Origin of the sequence: Nocardiopsis sp. NPDC057823 (assembly GCF_042797335.1) — a bacterium.
Classification (GTDB): domain Bacteria; phylum Actinomycetota; class Actinomycetes; order Streptosporangiales; family Streptosporangiaceae; genus Nocardiopsis; species Nocardiopsis changdeensis.
The window spans coordinates 23,320-46,428 of the sequence record NZ_JBHVLR010000031.1; the positions used below are offsets into that span (position 1 = coordinate 23,320).

The 23,109-nt window shown below is 73.6% G+C and carries 21 protein-coding genes; 12 read left to right on the forward strand and 9 right to left on the reverse strand.

Going from position 1 to position 23,109, the window contains the following annotated elements:
• Window positions 1-36 precede the first annotated feature (36 nt).
• Entirely contained in the window at window positions 37-1,563 is a 1,527-nt protein-coding gene (locus ACFVNO_RS30300; RefSeq protein ID WP_378897778.1) for an MFS transporter, read from the reverse strand.
• Complete coding sequence (locus tag ACFVNO_RS30305; RefSeq protein ID WP_378897781.1) at window positions 1,560-2,138, reverse strand: TetR/AcrR family transcriptional regulator; 579 nt, start codon at window positions 2,136-2,138, stop codon at window positions 1,560-1,562. The genes ACFVNO_RS30300 and ACFVNO_RS30305 overlap by 4 nt, the downstream gene beginning before the upstream one ends.
• A gap of 149 nt (window positions 2,139-2,287) precedes the next feature.
• On the opposite strand from ACFVNO_RS30305, the gene ACFVNO_RS30310 reads away from it, so the two are divergent.
• Window positions 2,288-3,607, forward strand: coding sequence for an MFS transporter (locus tag ACFVNO_RS30310; protein WP_378897784.1), 1,320 nt, complete (start codon window positions 2,288-2,290; stop codon window positions 3,605-3,607).
• On the opposite strand, the gene ACFVNO_RS30315 is transcribed toward ACFVNO_RS30310, so the two are convergent.
• Window positions 3,547-4,413 (reverse strand): AraC family transcriptional regulator, encoded by an 867-nt coding sequence (locus ACFVNO_RS30315; RefSeq protein WP_355264529.1) that lies wholly within the window; start codon window positions 4,411-4,413, stop codon window positions 3,547-3,549. The two genes, ACFVNO_RS30310 and ACFVNO_RS30315, sit on opposite strands and share 61 nt — an antisense overlap.
• 250 nt (window positions 4,414-4,663) lie before the next feature.
• Between ACFVNO_RS30315 and ACFVNO_RS30320 the strand changes: the two genes are divergently transcribed.
• Complete coding sequence (locus tag ACFVNO_RS30320) at window positions 4,664-5,809, forward strand: hypothetical protein (protein WP_355264532.1); 1,146 nt, start codon at window positions 4,664-4,666, stop codon at window positions 5,807-5,809.
• Window positions 5,810-5,872: 63 nt separating this feature from the next.
• Here ACFVNO_RS30320 and ACFVNO_RS30325 read toward each other — a convergent pair whose 3' ends face one another.
• On the reverse strand, window positions 5,873-6,835 hold the full coding sequence (locus tag ACFVNO_RS30325) for an exonuclease domain-containing protein (protein WP_378897788.1): 963 nt from the start codon (window positions 6,833-6,835) through the stop codon (window positions 5,873-5,875).
• Window positions 6,836-6,934: 99 nt separating this feature from the next.
• Window positions 6,935-8,158, reverse strand: a complete 1,224-nt coding sequence (gene thrS, locus ACFVNO_RS30330) for a threonine--tRNA ligase (RefSeq protein WP_378897791.1) — start codon at window positions 8,156-8,158, stop codon at window positions 6,935-6,937.
• 272 nt (window positions 8,159-8,430) lie between these two features.
• On the opposite strand from thrS, the gene ACFVNO_RS30335 reads away from it, so the two are divergent.
• The 4 genes from ACFVNO_RS30335 to ACFVNO_RS30350 all read left to right on the forward strand — a co-directional run bounded on the left by ACFVNO_RS30335 (window position 8,431) and on the right by ACFVNO_RS30350 (window position 12,043).
• Window positions 8,431-9,348 carry an ABC transporter ATP-binding protein gene (locus ACFVNO_RS30335; RefSeq protein ID WP_378897794.1) on the forward strand — a complete coding sequence of 306 codons (918 nt, stop codon included), beginning with the start codon at window positions 8,431-8,433 and terminating at the stop codon, window positions 9,346-9,348.
• A gap of 65 nt (window positions 9,349-9,413) precedes the next feature.
• Entirely contained in the window at window positions 9,414-10,181 is a 768-nt protein-coding gene (locus ACFVNO_RS30340) for an ABC transporter permease (RefSeq protein ID WP_355264544.1), read from the forward strand.
• 22 nt (window positions 10,182-10,203) lie between these two features.
• Window positions 10,204-11,373: a sensor histidine kinase gene (locus tag ACFVNO_RS30345; protein WP_378897798.1), complete on the forward strand. Its 1,170-nt coding sequence runs from the start codon at window positions 10,204-10,206 to the stop codon at window positions 11,371-11,373.
• 28 nt (window positions 11,374-11,401) lie between these two features.
• Window positions 11,402-12,043 (forward strand): response regulator, encoded by a 642-nt coding sequence (locus tag ACFVNO_RS30350; protein ID WP_378897801.1) that lies wholly within the window; start codon window positions 11,402-11,404, stop codon window positions 12,041-12,043.
• A 238-nt stretch (window positions 12,044-12,281) separates the two neighbouring features.
• Here the strand turns inward: ACFVNO_RS30350 and ACFVNO_RS30355 are convergent, their stop codons facing one another.
• Genes ACFVNO_RS30355 through ACFVNO_RS30365 form a run of 3 tightly spaced genes read right to left on the reverse strand, consistent with a single transcriptional unit; the run spans window position 12,282 to window position 15,451 of the window.
• Window positions 12,282-13,592, reverse strand: coding sequence for an extracellular solute-binding protein (locus tag ACFVNO_RS30355; RefSeq protein ID WP_355264553.1), 1,311 nt, complete (start codon window positions 13,590-13,592; stop codon window positions 12,282-12,284).
• A gap of 22 nt (window positions 13,593-13,614) precedes the next feature.
• Complete coding sequence (locus tag ACFVNO_RS30360; RefSeq protein WP_220561282.1) at window positions 13,615-14,493, reverse strand: carbohydrate ABC transporter permease; 879 nt, start codon at window positions 14,491-14,493, stop codon at window positions 13,615-13,617.
• Window positions 14,483-15,451: a sugar ABC transporter permease gene (locus ACFVNO_RS30365; RefSeq protein WP_355264557.1), complete on the reverse strand. Its 969-nt coding sequence runs from the start codon at window positions 15,449-15,451 to the stop codon at window positions 14,483-14,485. The genes ACFVNO_RS30360 and ACFVNO_RS30365 overlap by 11 nt, the downstream gene beginning before the upstream one ends.
• Window positions 15,452-15,873: 422 nt before the next feature.
• On the opposite strand from ACFVNO_RS30365, the gene ACFVNO_RS30370 reads away from it, so the two are divergent.
• The 5 genes from ACFVNO_RS30370 (at window position 15,874) to ACFVNO_RS30390 (ending at window position 21,246) form a co-directional block, all read left to right on the forward strand.
• Window positions 15,874-17,187 carry a Gfo/Idh/MocA family oxidoreductase gene (locus tag ACFVNO_RS30370; RefSeq protein WP_355264560.1) on the forward strand — a complete coding sequence of 438 codons (1,314 nt, stop codon included), beginning with the start codon at window positions 15,874-15,876 and terminating at the stop codon, window positions 17,185-17,187.
• Window positions 17,184-18,344: a Gfo/Idh/MocA family protein gene (locus ACFVNO_RS30375; RefSeq protein WP_378897808.1), complete on the forward strand. Its 1,161-nt coding sequence runs from the start codon at window positions 17,184-17,186 to the stop codon at window positions 18,342-18,344. The genes ACFVNO_RS30370 and ACFVNO_RS30375 overlap by 4 nt, the downstream gene beginning before the upstream one ends.
• Entirely contained in the window at window positions 18,341-19,183 is an 843-nt protein-coding gene (locus tag ACFVNO_RS30380) for a PmoA family protein (protein WP_378897811.1), read from the forward strand. The genes ACFVNO_RS30375 and ACFVNO_RS30380 overlap by 4 nt, the downstream gene beginning before the upstream one ends.
• A 52-nt stretch (window positions 19,184-19,235) precedes the next feature.
• Window positions 19,236-20,129, forward strand: a complete 894-nt coding sequence (locus ACFVNO_RS30385) for an NAD(P)-dependent oxidoreductase (RefSeq protein ID WP_355264566.1) — start codon at window positions 19,236-19,238, stop codon at window positions 20,127-20,129.
• A gap of 82 nt (window positions 20,130-20,211) precedes the next feature.
• Window positions 20,212-21,246 carry a LacI family DNA-binding transcriptional regulator gene (locus ACFVNO_RS30390; protein WP_220561278.1) on the forward strand — a complete coding sequence of 345 codons (1,035 nt, stop codon included), beginning with the start codon at window positions 20,212-20,214 and terminating at the stop codon, window positions 21,244-21,246.
• A 7-nt stretch (window positions 21,247-21,253) separates the two neighbouring features.
• On the opposite strand, the gene ACFVNO_RS30395 is transcribed toward ACFVNO_RS30390, so the two are convergent.
• Window positions 21,254-22,042, reverse strand: a complete 789-nt coding sequence (locus ACFVNO_RS30395) for an NAD(P)-dependent oxidoreductase (protein WP_378897816.1) — start codon at window positions 22,040-22,042, stop codon at window positions 21,254-21,256.
• A gap of 59 nt (window positions 22,043-22,101) precedes the next feature.
• Between ACFVNO_RS30395 and ACFVNO_RS30400 the strand changes: the two genes are divergently transcribed.
• Window positions 22,102-23,109: LysR family transcriptional regulator (locus ACFVNO_RS30400; RefSeq protein ID WP_378897819.1), on the forward strand; the 1,008-nt coding region annotated here is incomplete at its 3' end.

The following is a 23,109-nucleotide window of genomic DNA, read 5'->3' on the forward strand; positions in this document are numbered from 1 at the left end:
CCGTCCCCGTTTTTCGGGGGGCGGGGGCGGTGCGCGTCAGTGGTGCTGGGTGTGCAGGTCCAGTCGGCGGGGGACCAGGGCGAAGACCGCGGCGGCGGCGGTGAGCATCACGAGCGCGCCGATGAGGCCGGTCAGGGACAGGGAGTCGGTGAACGCGGTGCCGGCGCGGGCGGCCAGTTCGGCGGTGCCGGTGTGTTCGGCGATCTCCAGGGCGGCGCCCAGGGATTCGCGGGCGTGGGCCAGTTCGATGGTGGTGGGGCCGGTGATGCCGGCGGTGTCCAGGCGGGCGCGGTAGAGGGCGGCGGCGATGGAGCCCAGGACGGCCACTCCCAGGACGTTGCCCAGGTCGTAGGCGGTCTCTTCGATGGCTGCGGCGTTGCCGGCCTTGGCGGCGGGGGTGCCGGACATGATGATGGCCGAGGCGATGGTGAGGGCGCCGGCGCCGCAGCCGATGAGCAGCAGTGCGGTCAGGACGACGGGGACCAGGGGCGGGGCCAGGTGGAGCAGGGCCAGGCCCGCTCCGGCCACGGCCAGTCCGCCGGACAGGGCGGCGCGCGCCCCGATGAGGTCGGCCACCCGGGGTGCCAGGGGTGAGGCGATCACGGCGCCCGCGGCCATGGGGGTGAGGTGGATCCCGGCCATGAACGGCGACAGCATCAGGACCAGTTGGAGCCATTGGGCGACCAGGAGCAGCAGGGCCGCCATGGCCAGCATGGAGGTGAGTGCGGCCAGGACCCCGGCGGTGAACTGGGGGCGGGCGAACAGGCGCACGTCCAGCAGGGGGTCGGGGCGGCGCAGGCAGCGCAGGACGAACCAGGTGAGCACGGCCAGGGCGGCGGCGAGGGCGGCCCAGGCGGCGGGGTCGCCGGGGCCGGCCTTGGCGAAGTGTTTGATGGCCCAGACCAGGGCGACCATGCCGACGATGGCCTGCACGGTGGCGGTGGCGTCCCAGGTGCCGGGGGCGGGGTCGCGGGCCTCGGGGAGCAGGAGCAGGCCGGCGGCCAGGGCGGCGGCCATGACGGGCACGTTGACCAGGAACGCGGCGTGCCAGGTGAAGTGTTCCAGGAGCAGTCCGCCCAGGATGGGGCCCACGGCCATGCCCAGGGAGGAGGTGGCGGCCCAGACGCCCAGGGCGGTGGCGCGTTCGCGCGGGTCGGGGAAGAGGCTGCGGATCATGGACAGGGTGGTGGGCATGATCATGGCGCCGCCGGCGCCCAGGAGGGAGCGTACGGCGATGACGGCGGCGGGGGTGTCGGCGAGCAGGACCAGGAGGGAGGCGCCGCCGAACACGGTGAATCCGGTGAGCAGGAGGAGGCGGCGGCCCCACCGGTCGGCCAGGGCGCTCATGGGGACGAGCAGGCCGGCCAGGACCAGGGAGTAGATGTCGATGATCCACAGCTGTTGGGCGGCGGTGGGGCGCAGGTGGGCGGCCAGGTCGGGGAGGGCGACGTTGAGGACGGTCATGTCCATGGCGACCACGAGGAGGCCGGCGGACAGGACGGCCAGGCCGGCCCAGCGGCGGCGCCGGGTCGGGGTGGTGGTGGGCGGGGGGTGGGCGGTCATGGGGTCCTCGGGTGGGCGGTGTGCAGGAGGGCGGTGATGGAGCGGTAGAGGGTGTCGGTGTCCAGGGGGGTGTCGTGCAGGAGGGCGTGGATGAGGGCGCCGTCGGTGAAGACGGCGACGGCGTGGGCGGTGTGGGGGTCGGTGTAGGCGGTCAGGGCGTCGACGAGGCCGTTGAACCAGGTCAGGGCCAGGGGGCGGAGGGCGGGGTCGTCGGCTGCTGCGGCGGCGAGGGCGAAATCGGTGGCGACCTGGCCGCGGTCGGCGAGGTAGTGGGCGATGAGGTCGCACAGGCCGCGGGGGTCGCCGTGGTGGTCGGCCAGGGTGGTGCGTACCTGTTCCAGCCAGGTGTCGCTTTCGCGGGTGAGGTGTTCCAGGGCGGCGGTCTTGAGTTCGGTGAGGGAGGAGAAGTAGTAGGTGGTGGAGCCGAGGGGGACCTGGGCGCGGGCGGCGACGCGGCGGTGGGTGAGGTGGGCGGCGCCTTCGCCGACGATGAGGTCGGCGGCGGCCTCGATGATGGCGCGGCGGCGGCGTCGGGGGTCGCGGGGGCGGGGTGAGCCGCGGTCGGTGTCGGTCACGGGGGCGCTCCACGGTTTCTGGAACAAACGTACATGTACAAGTGTACATGTGGGGGTTCGGGTTCTGCGGTGCGCAGAGCGGCCCCTGCGGGGCGGCGGGGTGTGCCAGGATGGCGCGCACCGTTCCCGGACCGAGGAGGCGAGGCCCCATGGCGGCCCCTGGCAGTACGCTCCCGCCGCTGGGCCCGGGCTATCGGCGGCTGCTGGCCGCCGGGGCGCTGGGCAACCTGGGGGACGGCATCGCCCTGGTGGCGCTGCCCTGGTACACCGCCACGTTGACCGGTGACCCGGTCGCGGTGGCGGCGGTGGCGGCCGCGGGGCGGCTGCCCTGGCTGGGGGCGCTGGTGGCCGGGGCGGTGGGCGACCGGATGGACCGGCGCCGCCTGATGGTGCGGGCGGGGGCGGGCAAGGCGCTGGTCCTGGTGGTGCTGGCCGCTTTGGCGGCGGTGGGGGCGGCGCCGGTGCCGGTGGTGGTCGCCGCGGCGCTGCTGGTGGGGGTGTGCGAGGTGTTCTTCGACAACACCGCCCAGTCCCTGATGCCGATGGTGGTGCCGCGCGAGCGCCTGGAGCGCGCCAACGGGATGCTGTGGAGTGTGGAGGAGGTCGCGGGCCGGTTCGCGGGCGCCCCGCTGGCGGGGGTGCTGGTGGCGGTGTCCGCGGCGGCGGCGTTCGGGGCGCAGGCCCTGTTGGCGGCGGGGGCGGTGGGGGCGCTGCTGGCCCTGCGCGGGGATTTCACGCCGGCGGCCGGGGCGGGGGCGGCGGTGCCGTTGCGGGTCCTGGTGGGCGAGGGGGTGCGGTGGCTGTGGGGGCACCGGCTGCTGCGCACCCTGGCGGTGGTGCTGGGTCTGTCCAATCTGGCGGCGTCGATGAACGCCGCGGTCCTGGTGCTGTTCGCCCGGGACGTGCTGGGGGTGGGGGCGGCCGGGTTCGGGCTGCTGTTGACGGCGGTGTCGGCGGGGATGGTGCTGGGGGCGCAGGTGGTGCACCGGCTGGTGCCGCTCGTGGCGCCGGGGGTGGCGCTGGCCGCCGCCCTGGCGGTGCAGGCGGTCGGCTACCTCCTGGTGGGGTCGGTGCACCGTGTGTGGGTGTTCGCGGTGTGCTTCGTGGCGGTGGGGTTCTTCACCATGTGGTGGAACGTGGTGACGGTGTCGCTGCGCCAGCGCATCGTTCCCGGGCACCTGCTGTCGCGGGTGCTGGCGGCCTACCGCACGGTGGGGTGGGGGACCGCGCCGGTGGGGGCGCTGGCCGCGGGGGGTCTGGCCGCCGCCTTGGAGCCGGTGGTGGGGCGGGTGTGGGCGCTGTCGGCCCCGTTCCTGGTGGCGGGGGTGCTCAGTGCGGCCCTGGTGGCGGTGTCGGCGGCCCGCCTGACCACGCGGGCGGTGCGCGCGGCCGAGGCGGGGGCCGGGTCTCACACGCGTTCGACGGGCACCCAGACCTCTCCGGAGGCGGTGGACCCGTCCTCGCCGTAGTCGGCGGTGACGAGTTCGGGGCCCGGGGCGGTGCGGTGGGTGGGGTGGGAGGGGAACCACTGGCCGTAGGCGTCGACCCACACCCGTTGGATGCCCTCGGGGAAGGGCACGTCCTCGAAGGGGAACACCACCCAGGTGCCCGCCGCGACCTCCAGGACGTCCATCCCCTCGGGGGCGGGGGCGGTGCTCACCGCCGCCTGGTAGTAGTCCAGCAGGCTGCCCTCGGCCCGTTCGGGTTCGATGTCGTCCACGGCCGAGACGACTCCGCCGGGTTCGCCGTCGGACAGGGCGGCCAGGCGCTCCCAGGCGGCCTCGCCCAGGCCGCGGACGAACGCGTCCATGTCCGGGTTGACGCCTTCGTGCACCAGGGGCACGCGTGCCCGGTACCCCACGAGGCGGAACGCCTCTTTTTCCACGATCCGGTACCGCACGGCGGTACCTCCTTCCACGGTCAGTCGGAATGTCATGCGCGGTTGGGAGGTCAGGACCGCGCCGGTGCGCCGGGCCTGGCCGGGGCCGACCCCGTGCAGGGCGCGGAAGGCGCGGGCGAACGCCTCGGCGGACCCGTAGCCGTAGCGGACGGCGATGTCCAGCAGGGTGGCGTCGCCCTGGGCGACCTCCACCGCGGCCAGGGTCAGCCGGCGGCGGCGCACGTACTCCGACAGGGGCATCCCGGCCAGGGAGGTGAACATGCGGCGCAGGTGGTGTTCGGAGGTGAGCGCCGCGCGCGCCATCCGTGCCACGTCCACCGGCCGGGAGGTGTCCTCCTCCACCAGGTCCAGTGCCCGGTTCAGTGCCTCCAGCACGGTCGTGCTCCTTTCTTCGGTCTTCGACGCTAGGGGGTGCGGGGGTGTGCGTACCCGACCGTGGGTGTGCGTGTTGTGTCGGGTCGTACGCTCCGGCTTCGGGCAAGGTCGGGGAATCGTTGGGCAAGGACTTGCGTCGCCCCCGACGTGGGCGGTTACGGTGGCAGCACCCTCAGCTGAGGATGGCCCGACAGGCCGACCCCGAGAAGGAGGTGGGCGGGGCGAGGCCCGGATCGCGCCCCGCGGATACATGGACCTTGGTTTTCTGCGACCGCTGTACGACAACGACGCCCCGGTGGCCTCGGTGCATCTGGACACCAGCCGTGACACCACCGACGCGGACAAGAAGATCGAGCTGCGCTGGCGGCACCTGCGCGAGCGGTTGAGCGCCCAGGGGGCCGATGAGGCGACCTTGGACGTGCTGGAGGAGGCGGTCGGGGAGGGTTCCTCCCGGGCCTACGGCGACCACGGCCAGGCGTTGTTCGCGTCGGGCGGGCGGCTGCTGGGCGAGTACACGCTGGGTGAGCCGCCGGCGCGGGACCGGGCGCTGTGGGCGCCGGTCCCCGACGCGCTGCCGGTGGTGGTGGACCGGGGCCGGCACCTGCCGTACGCGCTGGTGGCCCTGGACCGGGTCAAGGCGAAGGTGTTCGCCTACGCGGGCGATCCCGATCCCAGGCCGGTGTCGGAGAGGGACTTCACCGGTGCGGACCTGCACAACATCGACACGATGGGGCGCGGGGGGCCGGGGAGCCTGGGCGGGTACAACGGCGACTACGTCCGCAAGCAGTACCACTTGGAGACCTGGCGGGAGAACACCGCGAGGCTGGCCGAGCTGGTGCGTGAGGCGGTGGCGGAGGTCGATGCCCGGATCATCATCGTGGGCGGGGACGACGAGGCGATCTCGTATCTGCGCGACAACATCCATGAGCGCAGGCTCTCCATCCCGATCGAGGTGGTGCCGGGCGGTCGCGGCGGGCCCGATGCGGAGCAGCGCCTGCACCAGGCCGCGGCGCAGGCGTTGCGCGCGTTCGTGGCCGACTCCCAGAAGGGGGCGTTGGAGGAGTTCGAGCAAAAGCTCGCCCAGGACCAGGCGGTGCGGGGTACCGAGTCGACGCTGCCGATGCTGTCGGAGGCGCGGGTGCGCACGCTGCTGCTGGGTGCCGAGCGCGACGGTGAGCCGGAGCTGTGGGGGTCGTCCAGCGCGCCGATCCTGGTGGCGGCCAAGCCAGAGGGGTTGGACGATCCGGATACGGCGTTCCGGGCCCCGGCCAGTGCGCTGATGCTGCGGTCGGCGGTGATGGCGGATGCGGGGTTCAGCGAGGTGCTGGACGACGGTGAGCCCGCCGCGGGCAGCGGTGCGATCCTGCGGTTCCCGCGCCAGCGCGCGGAGCGGTGACGGGTCGGGGTCGAGGGGGGCCGTCCGCGGTGCGGGCGGCCCCCTTTTTTTCGTGTCCTGTGGTCAGGCGCCGGTGGTCATGCCCAGGTGGAGGAGCAGGTCGGCCTCGGTGAGGAAGGCGATGGCCTGGCCGCGTTCGGCGTAGGTCTCGGCCTGGCGGTGCTTGGAGGTCTTGCCGGGGCCGTCGTGGCCTCCGATGACCAGGATGTCGGTCTTCTTGGTGACGTTCTTGGCGGGGGTGCCGCCGGCCTCGGCGATGCGCCGCCACACCTCGGGCTTGTCCATGGACTCCAGGTCGCCGGAGACGCACACGACCTTGCCGTACAGGGGGCCGGAGGGGTCGGCGTCGGGGGAGGGGGCGGGCAGGTCGGTGCGGGCGGCGCGCTGCCAGCGGGCGAACCGGTCCTCGCCGGAGGCCTGGGGCGCCGGGGCCGGTGCGGGGGCCGCCGGGGCCGCGGGGGTCAGGCGGCGCAGGGTGCTGCCGGCGGCGCGGGCCAGGTCGGCCAGGGAGGTGGTGCCGTGGCGTTCCATGGCGGCGATGGCGATGCGGGCGGCGGCCTCGGCGTCGGCGTCGGCCCGGTGGTGGTGGGTGACGCGGTGGCCGATGTGGGCGCTGACGGTGGGCAGCCGGTGGTCGGGCAGTTCGGCCCAGGTGCGGCGGGACAGGGCCAGGGTGCAGGCGTAGTCCCAGGCGGGGGTGGCCAGGCCGGTGCGGGCGCAGGCCTGGGTGATGACGCCCATGTCGAAGGGGGCGTTGTGGGCGACCAGGGGGTCGCCGTCGGCGAACTCCACGATGCGGGCGTGGACACTCTGCCAGGTGGGGGCGTCGGCGACGTCGTCGGGGGTGATGCCGTGGACGGCGATGTTGTGGCGGGAGAAGAAGTCGATTCCGGCGGGCGGGCGGATCAGGGTGGTGTGGCGGTCGGCGATGATTCCGTCGCGCACCTTGACCAGGCCGACGGCGCAGGCGCTGCCCCGGTCCTGGTTGGCGGTCTCGAAGTCGATCGCGGTCCAGCTGTCCGACACCCTGTTCTCCTCCCCGCACTGTGTTGACGCGTTGAGGCTACCGTCGTATTCCGGTGCCGGGGGCGCGGTCGGGTCGGCCGGCCCCCGGTACCGGGGGTTTTATTCGTCCCACAGGTCGGTGGTGTGGGCGGCGGCCAGGGCGGCGGCCCGGTCCAGGAACTCCTCGGCCGGCAGGGCGGGGAGGCGGCGGCCGTCGCGCAGGCGTACCGCCACGGTGCCCTGGGCGGCCTCGCGGGCGCCGATGACGGCCTGGTAGGGCACCAGGCGGTGGGTGCGGATGCGGGCGCCCAGGGCGCCGGTGTCGGCGGGGGCGGTGTCGGCGCGCAGTCCGCGCCGCCGGGCCCGGTCGGCCAGGTGGGCGGCGGCCGCCTCCTGGTCGGGGGTCACGGGCAGGGCCACCGCTTGGAGGGGTGCCAGCCAGGCGGGGAAGGCGCCCTGGTGGACCTCGGTGAGGTGGGCGACCACCCGTTCGATGCTGCCGATGACGCTGCGGTGGACCATGACGGGCCGGTGGCGGGCGCCGTCGGGGCCGGTGTAGTGCAGGTCGAAGCGTTCGGGCTGGTGCAGGTCGACCTGGACGGTGGACAGGGTGGACTCGCGTCCGGCGGGGTCGGCGATCTGCACGTCGATCTTGGGTCCGTAGAACGCGGCCTCGCCGGGGCCCTCCTCCCAGTCCAGGCCGGCCTGCTCCAGGGCGGCCACCAGCAGTCCGGTGGCGCGCTGCCAGGTGGCCGCCTCGCCCGCGTACTTGCCGCCGGGGCCGGGCAGGGACAGCCGGTGGCGCAGGGGGGTGATGCCCAGGGCGCGGTGGGCGCGGCCGATGAGGTCCAGTGCGTTGGCGGTCTCGTCGACGACCTGGTCGGGGGTGCAGAAGATGTGGGCGTCGTTGAGGCGGATGGCGCGTACGCGGGTGAGGCCGCCCAGGGACCCGGAGGGCTCCTGGCGGTACATGTCGCCGAGTTCGGCGACGCGCAGGGGCAGTTCGCGGTGGCTGCGGCCGCGGGAGCGGTACAGCAGGGCGTGGTGGGGGCACAGGCTGGGGCGCAGCACCAGTTGGTCGCCGCCGTCGTCCAGGGGCGGGAACATGCCGTCGCGGTAGTGGGCCCAGTGGCCGGACTTCTCGTACAGGGCGCGTTTGCCCAGGGCGGGGGAGTACACGTGCACGTACCCGGCCTCGCGTTCCAGGCCGCGCACGTACTCCTCCAGGGTGTGGCGGACGGTGGCGCCGTCGGGGAGCCAGAACGGCAGTCCGGCGCCGATGAGGGGGTCGGTGTCGAACAGGTCCAGGTCGCGGCCCAGGCGGCGGTGGTCGGCGGTGGTCACGGGTTCCTCCCGAGGGTGCGGGGGCGGACCACCGGATGCGCGAAGCCCCGGGGAGGTGCGCCCCGGGGCTTCGTTGAGTGCAAGAGTCAGCGCGCCGGTGGCATCTCCGGCGTCGTCGTGCTGTGGGCGCGCTGCATGGTGTGACCGTACCAGAGGTCGCGGCGGGGTGTCCTGCGGTAAACCGCACCCCTCTTCGGCGGGCGGCACCATGGCCGGGGCCGGGGCGCGGCGGCCAGCATGGGCACCGTCGGGAAGCGAGGACGGGAGAGCCGATGATCACCCTGCGGGGATTGACCAAGCGCTACGGCGACGTGTTGGCGGTGGACTCGTTGGACCTTCAGGTGCGCCCGGGGCGGGTCACCGGGTTCCTGGGGCCCAACGGTGCGGGCAAGAGCACCACGATGCGCATGGTGCTGGGGCTGGACCACCCCACGTCGGGGCGGGCGCTGGTGGGCGGGTGCCCCTACCGGGAGCTGGATAGGCCGCTGCACCATGTGGGTGCGGTGCTGGACGCCCGTGCCGTGCACCCGGGGCGCAGCGGCCGCGCCCACCTGTTGGCGCTGGCGCGCACCCACCGCATCCCCGACCGGCGGGTGGACGAGGTGCTGGAGCGGGTGGGGCTGGAGGGTGCGGCCCGGCGGCGGGCGGGGACGTTCTCGCTGGGGATGAGCCAGCGGTTGGGGATCGCCGCGGCTTTGTTGGGGGATCCGGGGGTGCTGTTGTTCGACGAGCCCGTGAACGGGCTGGACCCCGACGGGGTGCGGTGGATCCGCGAGCTGATGCGGGAGCTGGCCGGGCAGGGGCGCACCGTGTTCGTCTCCAGCCACCTGATGAGCGAGATGCAGCTGACCGCCGACCACCTGGTGGTGATCGGGCGGGGCCGGCTGATCACCGACGCGCCGCTGGCCGAGGTGCTGGCGCACAGCGCGTGGACGGCGGTGGTGGTGCGCAGCCCCCACCCCGAGGACCTCGTGGCCGCGCTGGCGGCCGAGGGGGCCACGGTGGAGCGGCCCGGCCCCACCGAACTGGTGGTCACCGGCCTGGGGATGGAGCGGGTGGGGGAGCTGGCCCACCGGGCCGGGGTGGTGGTGCACGAGCTGCGCACCCGCGACGCCTCGCTGGAGCAGGCCTACCGGGAGTTGACCGAGAACGCGGTGCAGTACACCGCCCGGAACGGGGGAGAGCGATGATGCCGGTCGCCGTTGTGGAAAGGCCGGCCGGTGCGCGCCGTGCCCTGTCGGACCTGGGTGCGGCGGTGTCCGCGGAGTGGGTGCGGTTGCGGTCGGTGCGCACCACCTGGTGGGGCGCCGCGGTGGCGCTGGTGCTGATGTGCGCGGTGGCGCCGTCGGTGGCGGTCTCCACCGTGTCCAACGCCCAGAACGGGTCGGTGCCGGTGGCGGAGGTGCCCGCCCCGGAGATGGCGGCCTACGCCACTTTGTGGGTGGTGCAGTTCGTGGTGGTCGGCCTGGTGCTGCCGGTCATCACCACCGAGTACTCCTCCCGGTCGTTGCACGCGTCGTTGCAGGCGGTGCCGGTGCGGTGGCGGCTGCTGGCGGCCAAGGCCGTCGTGGCGGCGGGGTTCGTGTTCGTGTTGGGTGTGGTGGCCGCGGCGGTCGGGACGGTGCTGTCGTTCGCGGTGATGTCCCACCCCTACCTGGCGGGGTACGGGACGCTGGAGGCGGGCGAGGCGGTCGTGTCCGTGCTGCGCCAGGGTGTGTACCTGGCGCTGGTCGCGGTGACGGCGCTGGGGGCGGGTGCGGCGCTGCGGTCGGTGGCCGGGGCGCTGACCACGCTGTTCCTGCTGATCGTGGGGTTGCCGGTGATGCTGTTGATGATGGGCGGCGAGCTGTCGGTGGTGCTGGGCGAGCGGACGCTGTTCGTGGCCGGTGCGGGGTTCATGGACACCGATCTGGCGTTGGGGCCGGTGGGGATCGGACCGTTCGCGGCGGGCGTGGTACTCCTGTGCTGGTCGGCGGTGGCGCTGGCGGCGGGTGCGGTGGTGCTCGCCCGCCGCGACGCCTGAGGTGAGCGGGGGTAGGGCCGCGGTGGCGGGTCGTTGGTGGGAGCCGGTCGCGGCGGTGGCGGGGCGGTTCGCCCGGTCCCTGGCGGGGGCGTGGGCGGGGCAGGTGACGGCGGCCGTGACGGTGCTGTGGGTGGTGGCGGCGCCGGCGGCGCTGTGGCCGCCGTTGCGGCCCGCGGTGGCGGGGTGGGCGGTGCGGGTTGCCGAGTGGGACCTGGGGCGGTTGGGGCGCTGGTACGGGCGGGTGGTGCACCCCGATCCGGGGGTGCGTGCGCGGGTGCTGTACCTGTTGGCGCGGTTGCCGGTGGCGTTGGTGGCGTCGCTGCTGCTGTTCGTGCTGGGCGGGTTGGCGGTGCTGTTCGGGGTCGGTCTGGTGTGGGACGCGTTGACCGGGGGCGCCTCCGCGGTGGACATCCGGATGACGGGGGTGCGGATGCACGTGTCCTCGTTGTCGTTGGGGGCGATCTTCGGCCTGGGCACCGCCGGGCTCTTGTGGGCGGGCACCGAGGCGGTGGGTGCGGTGGAGGCGCTGTTGGCGCGGCGCCTGGTGGGGCCCAGCACCCGGGATCTGATGGTGCGGCGCATCGATGAGCTGACCCGTACGCGGTCGGAGGTGGTGCGGGCGGTGGACGAGGAGCGGCGCCGTATCGAGCGGGACCTGCACGACGGGGTACAGCAGCGGGTGGTGGCGTTGTCGATGCTGTTGGGGCGGGCGCGGCGCGGTGGGGACGCGGAGCGGGCGGCGGGGCTGGTGCGCGACGCCCACGCCGAGGCGCTGGTGCTGTTGGAGGAGTTGCGGGACGTGGCCTGGCGGGTGTACCCCAACGCGTTGGACACGTTGGGGTTGGAGGCGGCGTTGACGGAGGTGGCCGACCGGTGTCCGCTGCCGGTGGCGGTGCGGGTGGCGGCCGATCCGGTGCCGGTGGGGGTGCCGGCGACGGCGTTGTACTTCGTGGCCCGGGAGGCCATCACGAACGCGGTCAAGCACGCGGGGGCCGGTCAGGTGGCGGTGCATCTGACGGGTGGGAGCGGTGGTTGGGAGCTGCGGGTGTGGGACGACGGCCGGGGCGGGGCGGATCCGGCGGGGGGCGGGTTGACGGGGCTGGCGCGGCGGGTGGCTGCTTTGGACGGCACACTGTCGGTGGACAGTCCGGTGGGCGGGCCGACGACGGTGTGCGCGGTGCTGCCGGGGTGAGGGGCGTTTCGAGGAGGGTGGAGGGTTCATGCGTCTGGTGATCGCCGATGACTCGGTCCTGTTGCGGGAGGGTCTGGTGCGCCTTTTGGAGGAGGAGGGGCACGAGGTGGTGGCGGCGGTCGGGGATGCCGGGGCGCTGGTGGCCGAGGTGGTGCGGCACGCGCCGGATGCGGCGGTGGTGGATGTGCGGATGCCGCCCACGCACACCGATGAGGGGTTGCGGGCGGCGCTGGAGATCCGTGCGGGGCATCCGGGTGTGGCGGTGCTGGTGCTGTCGCAGTACGTGGAGCGGCGTTATGCGACCGAGCTGTTGACGGGGTCGCCGGGCGGGGTGGGGTATCTGCTCAAGGACCGGGTGGCGGATGTGGGGGAGTTCCTGGCGGCGCTGGACCGGGTGGCGGCGGGCGGGGCGGCGTTCGACCCGGAGGTGGTGCGGCGGCTGTTGGCGCACGCGCGGCCCGATCCGCTGGCCCGGTTGACGCCGCGTGAGCGCGATGTGCTGGAGCAGATGGCGCAGGGGTGGAACAATCCGGCGATCGCGGAGCGGTTGCACGTGTCGTTGAGTGCGGTGGAAAAGCACGTCAACGCGATCTTCGACAAGTTGGACCTGGACCACGGGACGGGGCACAGCCGCCGGGTGCGGGCGGTGCTGCGTTATCTGGGGGCGTGAGGGGCCGGGGCGGGTACGGCGGCGGGGGGGCGCCCCCCCCCCCGGGGGGGCCCCCGGGGGGGGGCTCGGCGGGGCGTTCGGCGCCGGGGGGCCGGGACCAGAGGATGATGCCGCGGAGGGCGCCGGAGGCGGGGGGGCGAAGGGCGTGCTTTTGGGGGGGGGGGGGGGGCCGGGGGGGGTACGGGGGGGGGGGCCCCACCCGGCCGGGGGGGCGGCCCCGCGGTGGGGGGTCAGGGGGTCACTGGGCGCCGATGGCGGCCTCCACCTCGGAGATCCACTGCTGGGCGGCCTCCTCGGGGGTGAGTTCGCCGAAGGCGAGGGAGTCGGTGACGCGCTTGGTGATCTCCACGACCTGGCCGGCGCCGATGGGCGGCGGCGGGTTGCCGTCGACGATGCCGTCCTCGATCTCGGACATGAACACGGCGCTGCGTTCGTCGGCGGGGGGCAGGGAGCTGAGGATGCTGCCGCGGACGTCGACGTTGGCGGGCAGGCCCAGGTCGGCCAGGATCAGTTCGGCGGCGTCGGTGCTGTTGAGCATGAAGTCGACGAAGCGGGCGGCCTCCTCGGGGTGCTCGGAGCCGGCGGAGATGGAGTAGAACATGGCGGGCTTGAAGAACATGCCGGTGCGCTCGCCGGTGGACTCGCCGGGGTAGCGCAGGAGTTCGATCTCGTTGCCGGAGGACTCGGTGATGCCGCCCAGCTGGTTGGTCCAGAAGTGGGCCATGGCGCCGGTGCCGGTGGAGAGCACGGACTGGTCGGGGCCGCCGGCCTCGATCTCCACGCTCTGGGCCGCCTCGGGCTGGCCGCCGGTCTCCAGGAGTTCCTGGTTGAGCTCGAACCATTCGACGAGGGTCTGCTCGGAGAAGCCCAGGGTGCCGTCCTCGTTGTAGAGGCGTTCGCCGCGCTGGCGGGCGAAGATCTGGAAGCCCTGCTCGTTGTAGCCCATGCTCTGGGTGCCGACGATGTCGCCGCCGGAGGCCTCGGTGATCTCGGCGGACAGTTCGATGTAGTCCTCCCAGGTCCAGGAGGTGTCGTCGGGCATCTCCACGCCGGCGGCCTCGAACGCCTCGGGGTCGGCCAGGATGGTGTAGGCGTTGACGCCGCTGGCGATGCCGTAGGTGGCGCCGTCCAGGTCGCCGCTCTCGGCGACCAGCGGGTCGATCTTGGACAGGTCCAGGCCCTCCATCTGCGACAGGTCGGCCAGGGCGCCGCGGTCGCCGTATTCGCGCAGGTAGCGCTCCTCCTGCATCATGATGTCGGGGGCGTCGTTGGCGGCGGTGGCGGTGGCGAGCTTGTCCCAGTAGGAGCCCCAGTCGGTGTAGTCCGCGACGATCCGGATGTCGGGGTTCTGGGCCTCGAAGATGTCGATGACCTGCTGGAGGGTGGAGTGGCGGTCGTCGGCGCCCCACCAGGAGTAGCGCAGTTCGACGACGCCGTCCTCGGATTCGGAGCCGCCGCCTCCGCAGGCGGTGGCGGCCAGGGCCAGTGCTGTCATGGTGGCGGCCAGGGCCAGTGGCCGGCGGGCGCGGCGCTTGTTCACGGGGGACATAGGGGGTGGGTCCTCTCGATATCTACTTGATGCCGGTGGTCGCGATGCCCTTGACGAGGTAGCGCTGGCCGGCGAGGAAGAATCCGAACACGGGTCCCAGGGCCACCACGGACATGGCGAACAGGGGACCCCAGGAGGTCTGGGAGCTGGAGTCGACGAAGGTGCGCAGCGCCACCGGGACCGTGTACATGTCGGGCCGGGTGAGGAAGATCAGCTGGCTGAAGAAGTCGTTCCAGGTCCAGATGAAGGTGAAGATGGCAGTGGTGGCCAGGGCGGGCATCGACAGGGGCAGGATGATGCGCAGGAAGATGCGCACGTGTCCGCAGCCGTCGATGCGGGCGGCCTCGTCCAGGTCGCGGGGCAGGCCGCGGATGAACTGGACCATGAGGAAGATGAAGAATCCGTCGGTGGCCAGCAGCTTGGGGACGATGACGGGGTAGAAGGTGTTGATCCAGTCCAGTTCCGCGAACAGGATGTACTGGGGGACGATCACGACGTGGATCGGCAGCATGATCGTGGCCAGCATGATCGCGAAGAAGAGCCGCTTGCCGCGGAACTCCAGGCGGGCGAAGGCGTAGGCGGCCATGGAGCAGCCGATGAGGTTGCCGACGATGGAGCCGCCCACCACGATCGCTGAGTTCAGCAGGTAGTGGTGGAAGGGGTACTGCAGGGCGTTCCAGCCCTCGCTGTAGTTCTCCGGGGTGAAGTTCCAGGGGATCAGGCCCGGTTCCCGGAAGATCTCGGCGGTGGGTTTGAAGGAGCTCGACAGCATCCACAGCAGCGGGTAGAGCATGATCAGGCCGAAGCCGATCAGGCCGATGTGGGTGAGCAGGCGCCGGATGCGGTCGTTGCGGTCGCGGGTGCCGCGGGGGCGGGCGGGGAGCCGTGTGTCAGTCGCCATAGAAGACCCAGAACTTGGAGGCGAGGAAGTTCACCGCGGTGAATCCCCCGATGATCATCAGCAGGAGCCAGGCCATCGCCGAGGCGTAGCCCATGTCGAACGCGCCGAACCCCCGTTGGTAGAGGTAGAGCGTGTAGAAGAGGGTGGAGTCGGAGGGGCCGCCGGTGCCGCCGCTGACGATGAACGCCTGGGTGAAGGTCTGGAAGGCGTTGATGATCTGCAGCACCAGGTTGAAGAAGATGATGGGGGTGAGCATGGGGACCGTGATGTGCCAGAAGCGGTGCAGTCTGCCGGCCCCGTCCACCGCGGCGGCCTCGTAGTACATGGCGGGGATCTGGCGCAGCCCGGCCAGGAAGATGACCATGGGTGCGCCGAACGTCCACACGTTCAGCACGATGAGGGTGCTCAGGGCGTGGTCGGGGTGGGAGACCCAGCCCTCGCCCTGGATGCCGAAGAACGCCAGTACCTGGTTGACCAGGCCCTCGGCTCCGAACACCTGGCGCCACAGGATGGCGACGGCGACGCTGCCGCCCAGCAGGGAGGGCAGGTAGTACACCGACCGGTACAGGGCCAGGCCGCGTACGCCGCGGTCCAGGACCATCGCCAGGGCGAGGGCGAGTGCGAGCTGCAGGGGCACCGACACGAACACGTAGACGAAGGTGACCCGCAGGGCGCTGTGCAGGCGGGCGTCCTCGAGCATCCGCTCGTAGTTGGCCCAGCCCACGAACTCGTAGTCGCCGATGAGGTTGTAGTCGGTGAAGGAGAAGTAGAGCGAGGCCAGCAGGGGGCCGGCGGTGATGAGGGCCAGGCCCACGAACCAGGGGGCGAGGAAGCCGTAGGCGGCGAGGTTCTCGCGCTTGCGGCGGCCGGTGCCGCCTTTGGGGGCGCGTCGGCCGCTGCCGGCGGGGGCCGGAGGTGCCGCCGCCGGGCGGGTGCCGCGCTGGAGGAGCGCGCTCACAGGGATCCGCCTCCTGTGGGGGCGGTCTCCGACCGTGAGGTGGAGACGCGCGTACCAGGGTGCATGGTCACGGACCGCCAATCTGATCGGGGAGGGGCGCGGACCGGGGCCGATGGCCCCTGTGTCCGAGAACACTGCGGAAAAGCGCAGGTTATGGGTTGGTAAGCGCTATCCAGCTATTAGGATGCTCAGTTTCTAGCACCGGGTTACAAGGGTGTCAACGCCCGGTTTCCCCTTGCGGGGCAAGCGCCGCCCGGATCGTTACCTTCCGGTTCGCCCGCCGGGCTGGGGTTTCGGCCGGAACTTCCTGCCCCCTTGTGCCCGTTTCATCCCCTTGTTCGCCCCGTGCGCCCCACCCGTTTCGGTCATGGGATCGCTCCCGGGCATTGTGGTTCCAATGGGAAAGCGTTTACCATCCTGGTGTGAACCACACCACGCAACGCAGGTACGCGATCGTCGGCACGGGTTCCCGGGCCCGGATGTACACCCGGGCCCTGGCCTCCACCCACCGCCGCCACGGAGCCCTCGTCGCCCTGTGCGACACCAACGCCACCCGCATGGCCGTGCACAACCGGATCGTCGCCGAGGCGGGCCTGGACCCCGTGCCCGCCTACGCCGCGGACGCCTTCTCCCGCATGCTCGCCGAGCAGGCCGTGGACGAGGTGATCGTGTGCACCGTCGACCACACCCACGCCGACTACATCGTCGCCGCCCTGGAGCACGGCGCCGACGTCATCACCGAGAAGCCCATGACCACCGACCTGGAGGGGCTGCGCCGCATCGAGGAGGCGCGCGAGCGCACCGGCGGCCGGGTCACGGTCGGCTTCAACTACCGCTACAACCCCGTGCACCGCCGTGTCCGCGAGCTCATCGCCCAGGGCGCGATCGGCGAGGTCGGCTCGGTCCACTTCGAGTGGATGCTGGACCTGCGCCACGGCGCCGACTACTTCCGCCGCTGGCACCGCGACAAGGCCAACTCCGGGGGCCTGCTGGTGCACAAGGCCAGCCACCACTTCGACCTGGTGAACTGGTGGATCTCCGCGCGTCCGGAGGAGGTGTTCGCCTCCGGGCGGCTGTTCTTCTACGGGGAGGAGAACGGGCGCCGGCACGGGCTGGCCGCCGACTACGAGCGCGGCCACGGCTCGGCGGCCGCCGACGCCGACCCCTTCGCCCTGCACCTGGCCGACAGCCCCGACCTGAGCGCCCTGTACCTGGAGGCCGAGCACGAGGACGGCTACCGCCGCGACCTCAACGTGTTCGGTCCCGGCATCACCATCGAGGACGACATGTCGGTCCTGGTGCGCTACGACACCGGGGCCCGCCTGACCTACCACCTCACCGCGTACGCCCCCTGGGAGGGGTACCGGCTGGCCGTGACCGGCAGCCGCGGCCGCCTGGAGCTGGACATGGTGGAGTTCGACCGCACGGTGGCGGGCCGTACCGAGGACAACCCGGTGCGGGGCATGCCCGCCCCCAAGGAGGACACGGTCTCGCGGCTGGTGCTGCGCCGCCACTGGAGCGGGCCCGAGGAGGTCCCGGTGGAGGTGGGGACCGGCGGCCACGGCGGCGGCGACACCGCGATGCTCGACGCGCTGCTGGGCCGGCTGGACGACGGCATCCGCCCCGACCACGCCGACGGCGGCAACGCGCTGCTGACGGGGCTGGCCGCCAACGCCTCCATGGCCTCGGGGGCGCCGGTGCGCGTCGCCGACCTGGTCGCGGGGAAGGACGCGTGAGCGCCGCGGGCCCGGTGCCGCTGCTGCTGGTGGGCCTGCACGGCCACGGCCGCTCCCACCTGCGTTCGCTGCTGCCGCTGGTCAAGGCCGGGACGGTGCGGCTGGCGGGGGTGTGCGACCGGGTCGCGCCGGCGGCGGGCGACGACCTGGAGGGGCACGGTGCGGTGCCCTTCTTCGACGACCTGGCCACCGCCCTGGAGCGGACCGGTGCGCGCGTCACCGTGCTGGTGACCCCCATCCACACGCACCTTCCGTTGGCCCTGACCGCTTTGGAGCACGGCTCGCACGTGCTGTTGGAGAAGCCCACCACGGCGACCCTGGCCGAGCTGGACCGGTTGGTGGAGGCGGTCGACGCCTCCGGGCTGGCCTGCCAGGTGGGGTTCCAGAGCCTGGGGTCGGCGGCGGTGGACGCGGTGCGGGCCCTGATCGCCGAGGGGGCGGTGGGGCGGGTGCGCGGTATCGGCGGCTGGGCCGCGTGGGTGCGCACCTCGGCCTACTACGGGCGTGCGCCGTGGGCGGGGCGGCGGCGCCTGGACGGGCGCGAGGTGGTGGACGGGGCGATCACCAACCCGTTCGCGCACGCGACGGCCACCGCGCTGGCGCTGGTGGGCGAGGGCGCCCACGCGCCCTCGGACATCGAGCTGGACCTGTACCGGGCGCATCCCATCGAGAGCGATGACACCTCGGCGCTGCGTTTGCGCACGGCCGGCGGGGTGCCGGTGGTGCTGGCGACGAGCCTGTGCGCGCCGACGGAGGTCCCGCCGCGGCTGCTGGTGCACGGGGAGCGGGGGCGGATCGAGCTGGAGTACACGCTGGACCGGGTGAGCGTGCACCGGCCGGGCCGGGCGCCGGTGACGGCGACCCATCCGCGCCGCCACCTGGTGGCGGACCTGGTGGACCACCTGCGGCACGGGACGCCGCTGCTGGTGCCGCCGGGGGCGACGCGGGGGTTCATGCACGTGTTGGAGGCGGTGCGGACCGGGCCCGATCCGGTGCCGATCGGCCCGGAGCACCAGCGGGTGTGGGAGGAGGGCGGGGTGGTCCACCGGACCGTGGACGGTGTCACCGACCTGGTGTCGCGTGCCGCGGAGTCCCTGTCCCTGTTCCGCGAGCTGGATGTTCCCTGGGCGCGGATGGATTCGGAGGCGGTCTCATGACGAGGATGGCGCCCGGCGGGGCCGGTGCGGCGGTGGCGGTGTGGAACGGCGGGGCGGATGTGGAGCCGCGGCTGTCGCCGCGCCCGTACCTGCACCCGGTGCGCACCCGGGCCGGGGTGGTGGTGACCGAGGTGGTGCCCGAGGACCACCGCCACCACCTGGGTGTGGGGGTGGCGGTGCCGGACGTGTCGGGTACGTCGTTCTGGGGCGGGCGCACCTTCACCCCGGACCGGGGGTCGGTGATGTTGGACAACCACGGGCGCCAGAGCTCGCGGGGCCCGGTGGCCCGGCCGGGGGGCGTGTGGGTGGAGGAGGTGTCCTGGACCGGTCCGGGGCGGGGTGAGCTGCTGCGCGAGGAGCGCCGGTGGCGGGCCCGCGGCCTGGACGGGTCGGCGTGGGTGCTGGACCTGGAGTGCACGCTGCGCAACACCGGCGGCCGTGACCTGTCGATCGGCAGCCCGGCCACCAACGGCCGTCCCGGCGCGGGGTACGGGGGGCTGTTCTGGCGGGCCCCGATCGGCCCTTCGGCGCCCCGGGTCCTGGGGCCGGACGGTGTGCGGGGCGAGGAGGGGCTGCACGGGTCGCGTGCGCGGTGGCTGGCCCTGGAGGGGGACGCGGGCGGGCCGTGGACGCTGCTGTTCCACCAGCCGGGCGGGCACACCGATCCCTGGTTCGTGCGTGCGCGGGAGTATCCGGGGGTGGGTCCGGCGCTGGCCTGGGAGGAGCGGTTGCCGCTCCCGGCGGGGCGGGAGCTGACCAGGTGTCTGCGCACGGCCGTCGTGGACGGGCACCCCGGGGATCTGGACGCCCTGGCGGCGGCCGTCGCCGCCCTGCCCTGAGCCGTGCGTCGGGATGTACGCGGAATCGAAGAACGAGAGAGGGAAGACCCGCATGCGTGTGCTCGTCACCGGAGGTTCGGGGCGGCTGGGCCGCAGTGTCGTGGCCGGTCTGGCCGCCCGGGGCCACGAGGTGGCCTCGGTGGACGTGGCGCCGGCCGAGGGGCCCCCGGGGGTGCGGGGGCTGGTGGCGGACCTGTTGGACGCGGATGCGCGGTCGGGGGTGTTCGCCGAGGTGCGTCCTGAGGCGGTGGTGCACCTGGCCGGGATCGCGGTGCCGTTCGCGCGTCCGGACGTGGAGACGCTCCAGGTCAACACGGGTCTGGCCTGGGCGGTGCTGGGTGCGGCGGTGGAGCACGGTGCCCGGGTGGCGGTGGCCGCCTCCAGTCCGACGGTGTACGGCTACAACACCCCGGGGTGGCGGCCCCGGTACCTGCCGTTGGACGAGGAGCACCCGGTGGCGCCCTGGCACGCCTACGGGCTGAGCAAGCTCATCGTGGAGGAGGCGGTGCGGGCGCTGGCGCGGACCTCGGGGGACTGTGTGCTGTGCGCGGTGCGGCCGGGGTACGTGGTGGCGCCGCAGGAGTGGGAGGGGGCGCCCACCCAGTTGGGGCACACGATGGCCGAGCGGGTGGCGGATCCGGAGCTGGCGGGGGTGTCGCTGTTCAACTATGTGGACGCGGCCGATGCGGCGGAGTTGTTCGCGCGTGTGGTGGAGGCCCCGGAGCGGGTCGAGCACGGCGGGGTGTACAACGCGGTGGCGGCCGATCCGCTGGCGGAGGGGCCGGTGGACGGGTTGATGGCGCGTCTGCACCCGGGGTCGGCGCCGGTGGCCGGTGCGCTGGCGGACGGGCGTGCGGTGTTCTCCAGTGACAAGGCCCGCCGGGACCTGGGGTGGGAGCCCCGTGCGACCTGGCGTGACCGGTTGCGCGTCGACCGGGCGGGGTGAGGCGGTGCAGCGTCGGGGCGCCGCCCGCTCGGCTACGCTGGGAAAGAGTTTTCCAGGACGTGGGACGAGAAGGGCCAGGGGCGTGGACTCGGGTTACGTAACGCTGGAGCAGGTGGCCGAGCACGCCGGGGTCTCCCTGGCGACCGCCTCCAGGGTCATCAACGGCAGTACCCGGCAGGTCAGCCAGCGGCTGCGGGACCGTGTCACGGCCAGTGCGCAGCAGTTGGGGTACCTGGCCAACGCCTCGGCCCAGACGTTGGCGCGCAACAGCAGTTCCCTGGTGGGGTTGCTGGTGCACGACATCTCCGACCCCTATTTCTCGTCGATCGCGGCGGGGGTGACGCGGTGCACCGAGGAGCAGGGGCTGGTGCTGGTGCTGGGCACCACGGGCCGGTCGGTGCAGAAGGAGGGGCGGGTGCTGGCGGCGCTGCGTTCGCACCGGGCCAAGGCGGTGATCCTGGTGGGGTCGCGTTCCACCGATGAGGAGAGCAACGCCCGGCTGGCCCGGGAGATCGAGGCGTTCCGGCGTCAGGGCGGGCGGGTGGCGTGCGTGTCCCAGCCGGGGCTGCCGGCGGACACGGTCAGTCCCGACAACGCGTCGGGGGCCGCGGCCCTGGCCCGGCACCTGGTGGGGTTGGGGCACCGCCGGTTCGCGATCCTGGCCGGGCCCAGTGATCTGCGTACGGCGCGGGAGCGGTTGGACGGGTTCCACGGGGCGTTGTCGGCGGCGGGGATCGCGCTGGACCACAACAACGTGATGCACGGGGCGTTCACGCGGGACGGGGGGTATGAGTCCACGCGGCGGCTGATGACGCTGGGTACGGACGCGACGTGTCTGTTCGCGGTGAACGACGTGATGGCGACGGGGGCGATGGCGGCTCTGCGGGATCTGGGGATGAAGGTGCCCGAGGACCTGTCGGTGGCGGGGTTCGACGACATCCCGACCCTGCGTGATCTGACGCCGGCGCTGACCACGGTGCGGCTGCCGTTGGAGGAGATGGGGGAGAAGGCCGCGGAGCTGGCCCTGGACGCCGACCATGAGGGGGAGTTCCGGGTGGTGACCGTGCCGGGGGAGGTGGTGGCGCGGGAGAGCACCGCGCCGCCCACCGCCCCCTGAGGGGTGGTCAGCCGGTGAGGACGGCGGACAGGTCCCGGTCGGCGAGGCCGGGGTGTGCGGTCAGGAGTGCGTGCACCCGGGTGAGGACGGGCAGGTCGGCGGTGGTGGTGGCCAGGGCGATGTCCTTGGCGGCCAGCCGGACGGGGTAGAGGGCGTCCTGGGCGAAGGCCCGTGCGGCGGCGCCGGCCATGGGGCCGGCGAGCAGTCCGTCCCGGACAGCCTGTTCGGGGACGCCCAGGGCGGCGGCCAGGCGCATCGCCTCGGAGATGACGGCGACGCCGCCGATGAGGGCGTCGATGAGGACGAGTTTGAGGGCGGCGCCCGAGCCGAGGGGGCCGCAGGGCACGGTGCGGCCCAGGACGTCGAGGATCTTCGCCGCGGGGGTGGTGTCGCCGCCGGCGAGGATGGTGAGTTCTCCGGCGGCGGCCGGGCCGACGCTGCCCAGGACGGGGGCGTCCACGAGGGTGGTCCCTGCGGGCAGGCGGGCGGCCAGGTCGGCGATGGCGCGCGGTCCGACCGAGGACATCTCCATCCACAGGGTGCCGGGGGCCAGGTGGGGGAGGATCTGTGCGGCGACGGCGTCCAGGGCGTCGGGGTCGGCGAGCATGGTGATGAGGACCGGGGAGGCGGCGGCCGCGGCGGCGGCCGAGGGGGCGGCGGTGGCGCCTTCCCGTACCAGGGGGTCGGCCTTGGCGGCGGTGCGGTTCCAGACGGTGAGCGGGTGTCCGGCGGCCAGCAGTCGGCGGGCCATGGGCAGGCCCATGTGTCCCAGGCCGATGAAGGTGATCTCTTGCATGGCCTCGACGGTAGGCCCGCGACTGGACATGCCACAAGCGAATGTCCAGCATGGGAGGCATGCTGGAACGTCATGGGTTGTACGAGGTCTTCCTGACGGTGGCCGAGACGGGGTCGTTCACGGCGGCGGCCCGGGTGCTGGGGTACACCCAGTCGGCGGTGTCCCGTCAGGTGCAGGCCCTGGAGCAGGAGCTGGGGGCGGTGCTGTTCGACCGCCTGCCGCGGGGTGTGGCGCTCACCGGGGCCGGGCGGGCCCTGGTGCCGCACGCCCGTGCCGCGGTGGGGCACCTGGCGGCGGCGCGGGCGGAGCTGGCGGCGCTGCGCCGCCTGGACGGGGGGCGGTTGCGGGTGGGCTCCTTCTCCAGTGCGGGGGTGACCCTGGTGCCGCGGGCGCTGGCGGGGTTGCGGCGCCTGCACCCGGGGGTGGAGGTGACGCATGTGGAGGCGTTGACCGCGGATCTGGTGGGGCGGGTGGAGGAGGGGGCGCTGGACGCGGCGGTGGTGGTCGCCCCGGCCGGTCCGGTGCGGGTGGAGCTGCTCCCGCTGTTGGAGGAGCCGTTGCTGGTGGCGTTGCCGGCGGGGCACCGGCTGGCCGGGCGTGCGGGGGTGCGGCTGGAGGAGTTGGCGGGGGAGGCGTGGATCGCGGGGCGGGAGCGGGCGGGGGAGACCCTGCTCGGTCCGGCCGTGGAGCGGGGTTTTCGTCCGCGGATCGCCCATGTGGTGCGTGAGTGGGCGGCCAAGCAGGGGTTCGTGGCGGCGGGGCTGGGGGTGACGGTGCTGCCGGCGCTGGCGGCGGCGTCGCTGCGTCCCGATGTGGCGCTGGCGGCCCTGGCCCCGGGGGAGCTGCCGCCGCGGCCGGTGTGCGTGGCGCTGCCGCGGGGGCGGGCGCGGGCCGCGGCCGCGGGGGTGTTCGGGGAGCAGTTGGGGCGGGCGGTCGCCCTGGTCCCGGGTGTCGGGGGGGGGGGGGGGGGGGCGGCCCCCCCACCCCCCCCGCGGGGCTGGGGGGGGGGGTGGTGGGTGGGGGGGCGAACCCCCCCCCAGCCCGCCCCGGGGGGGCCGCCCCCACCC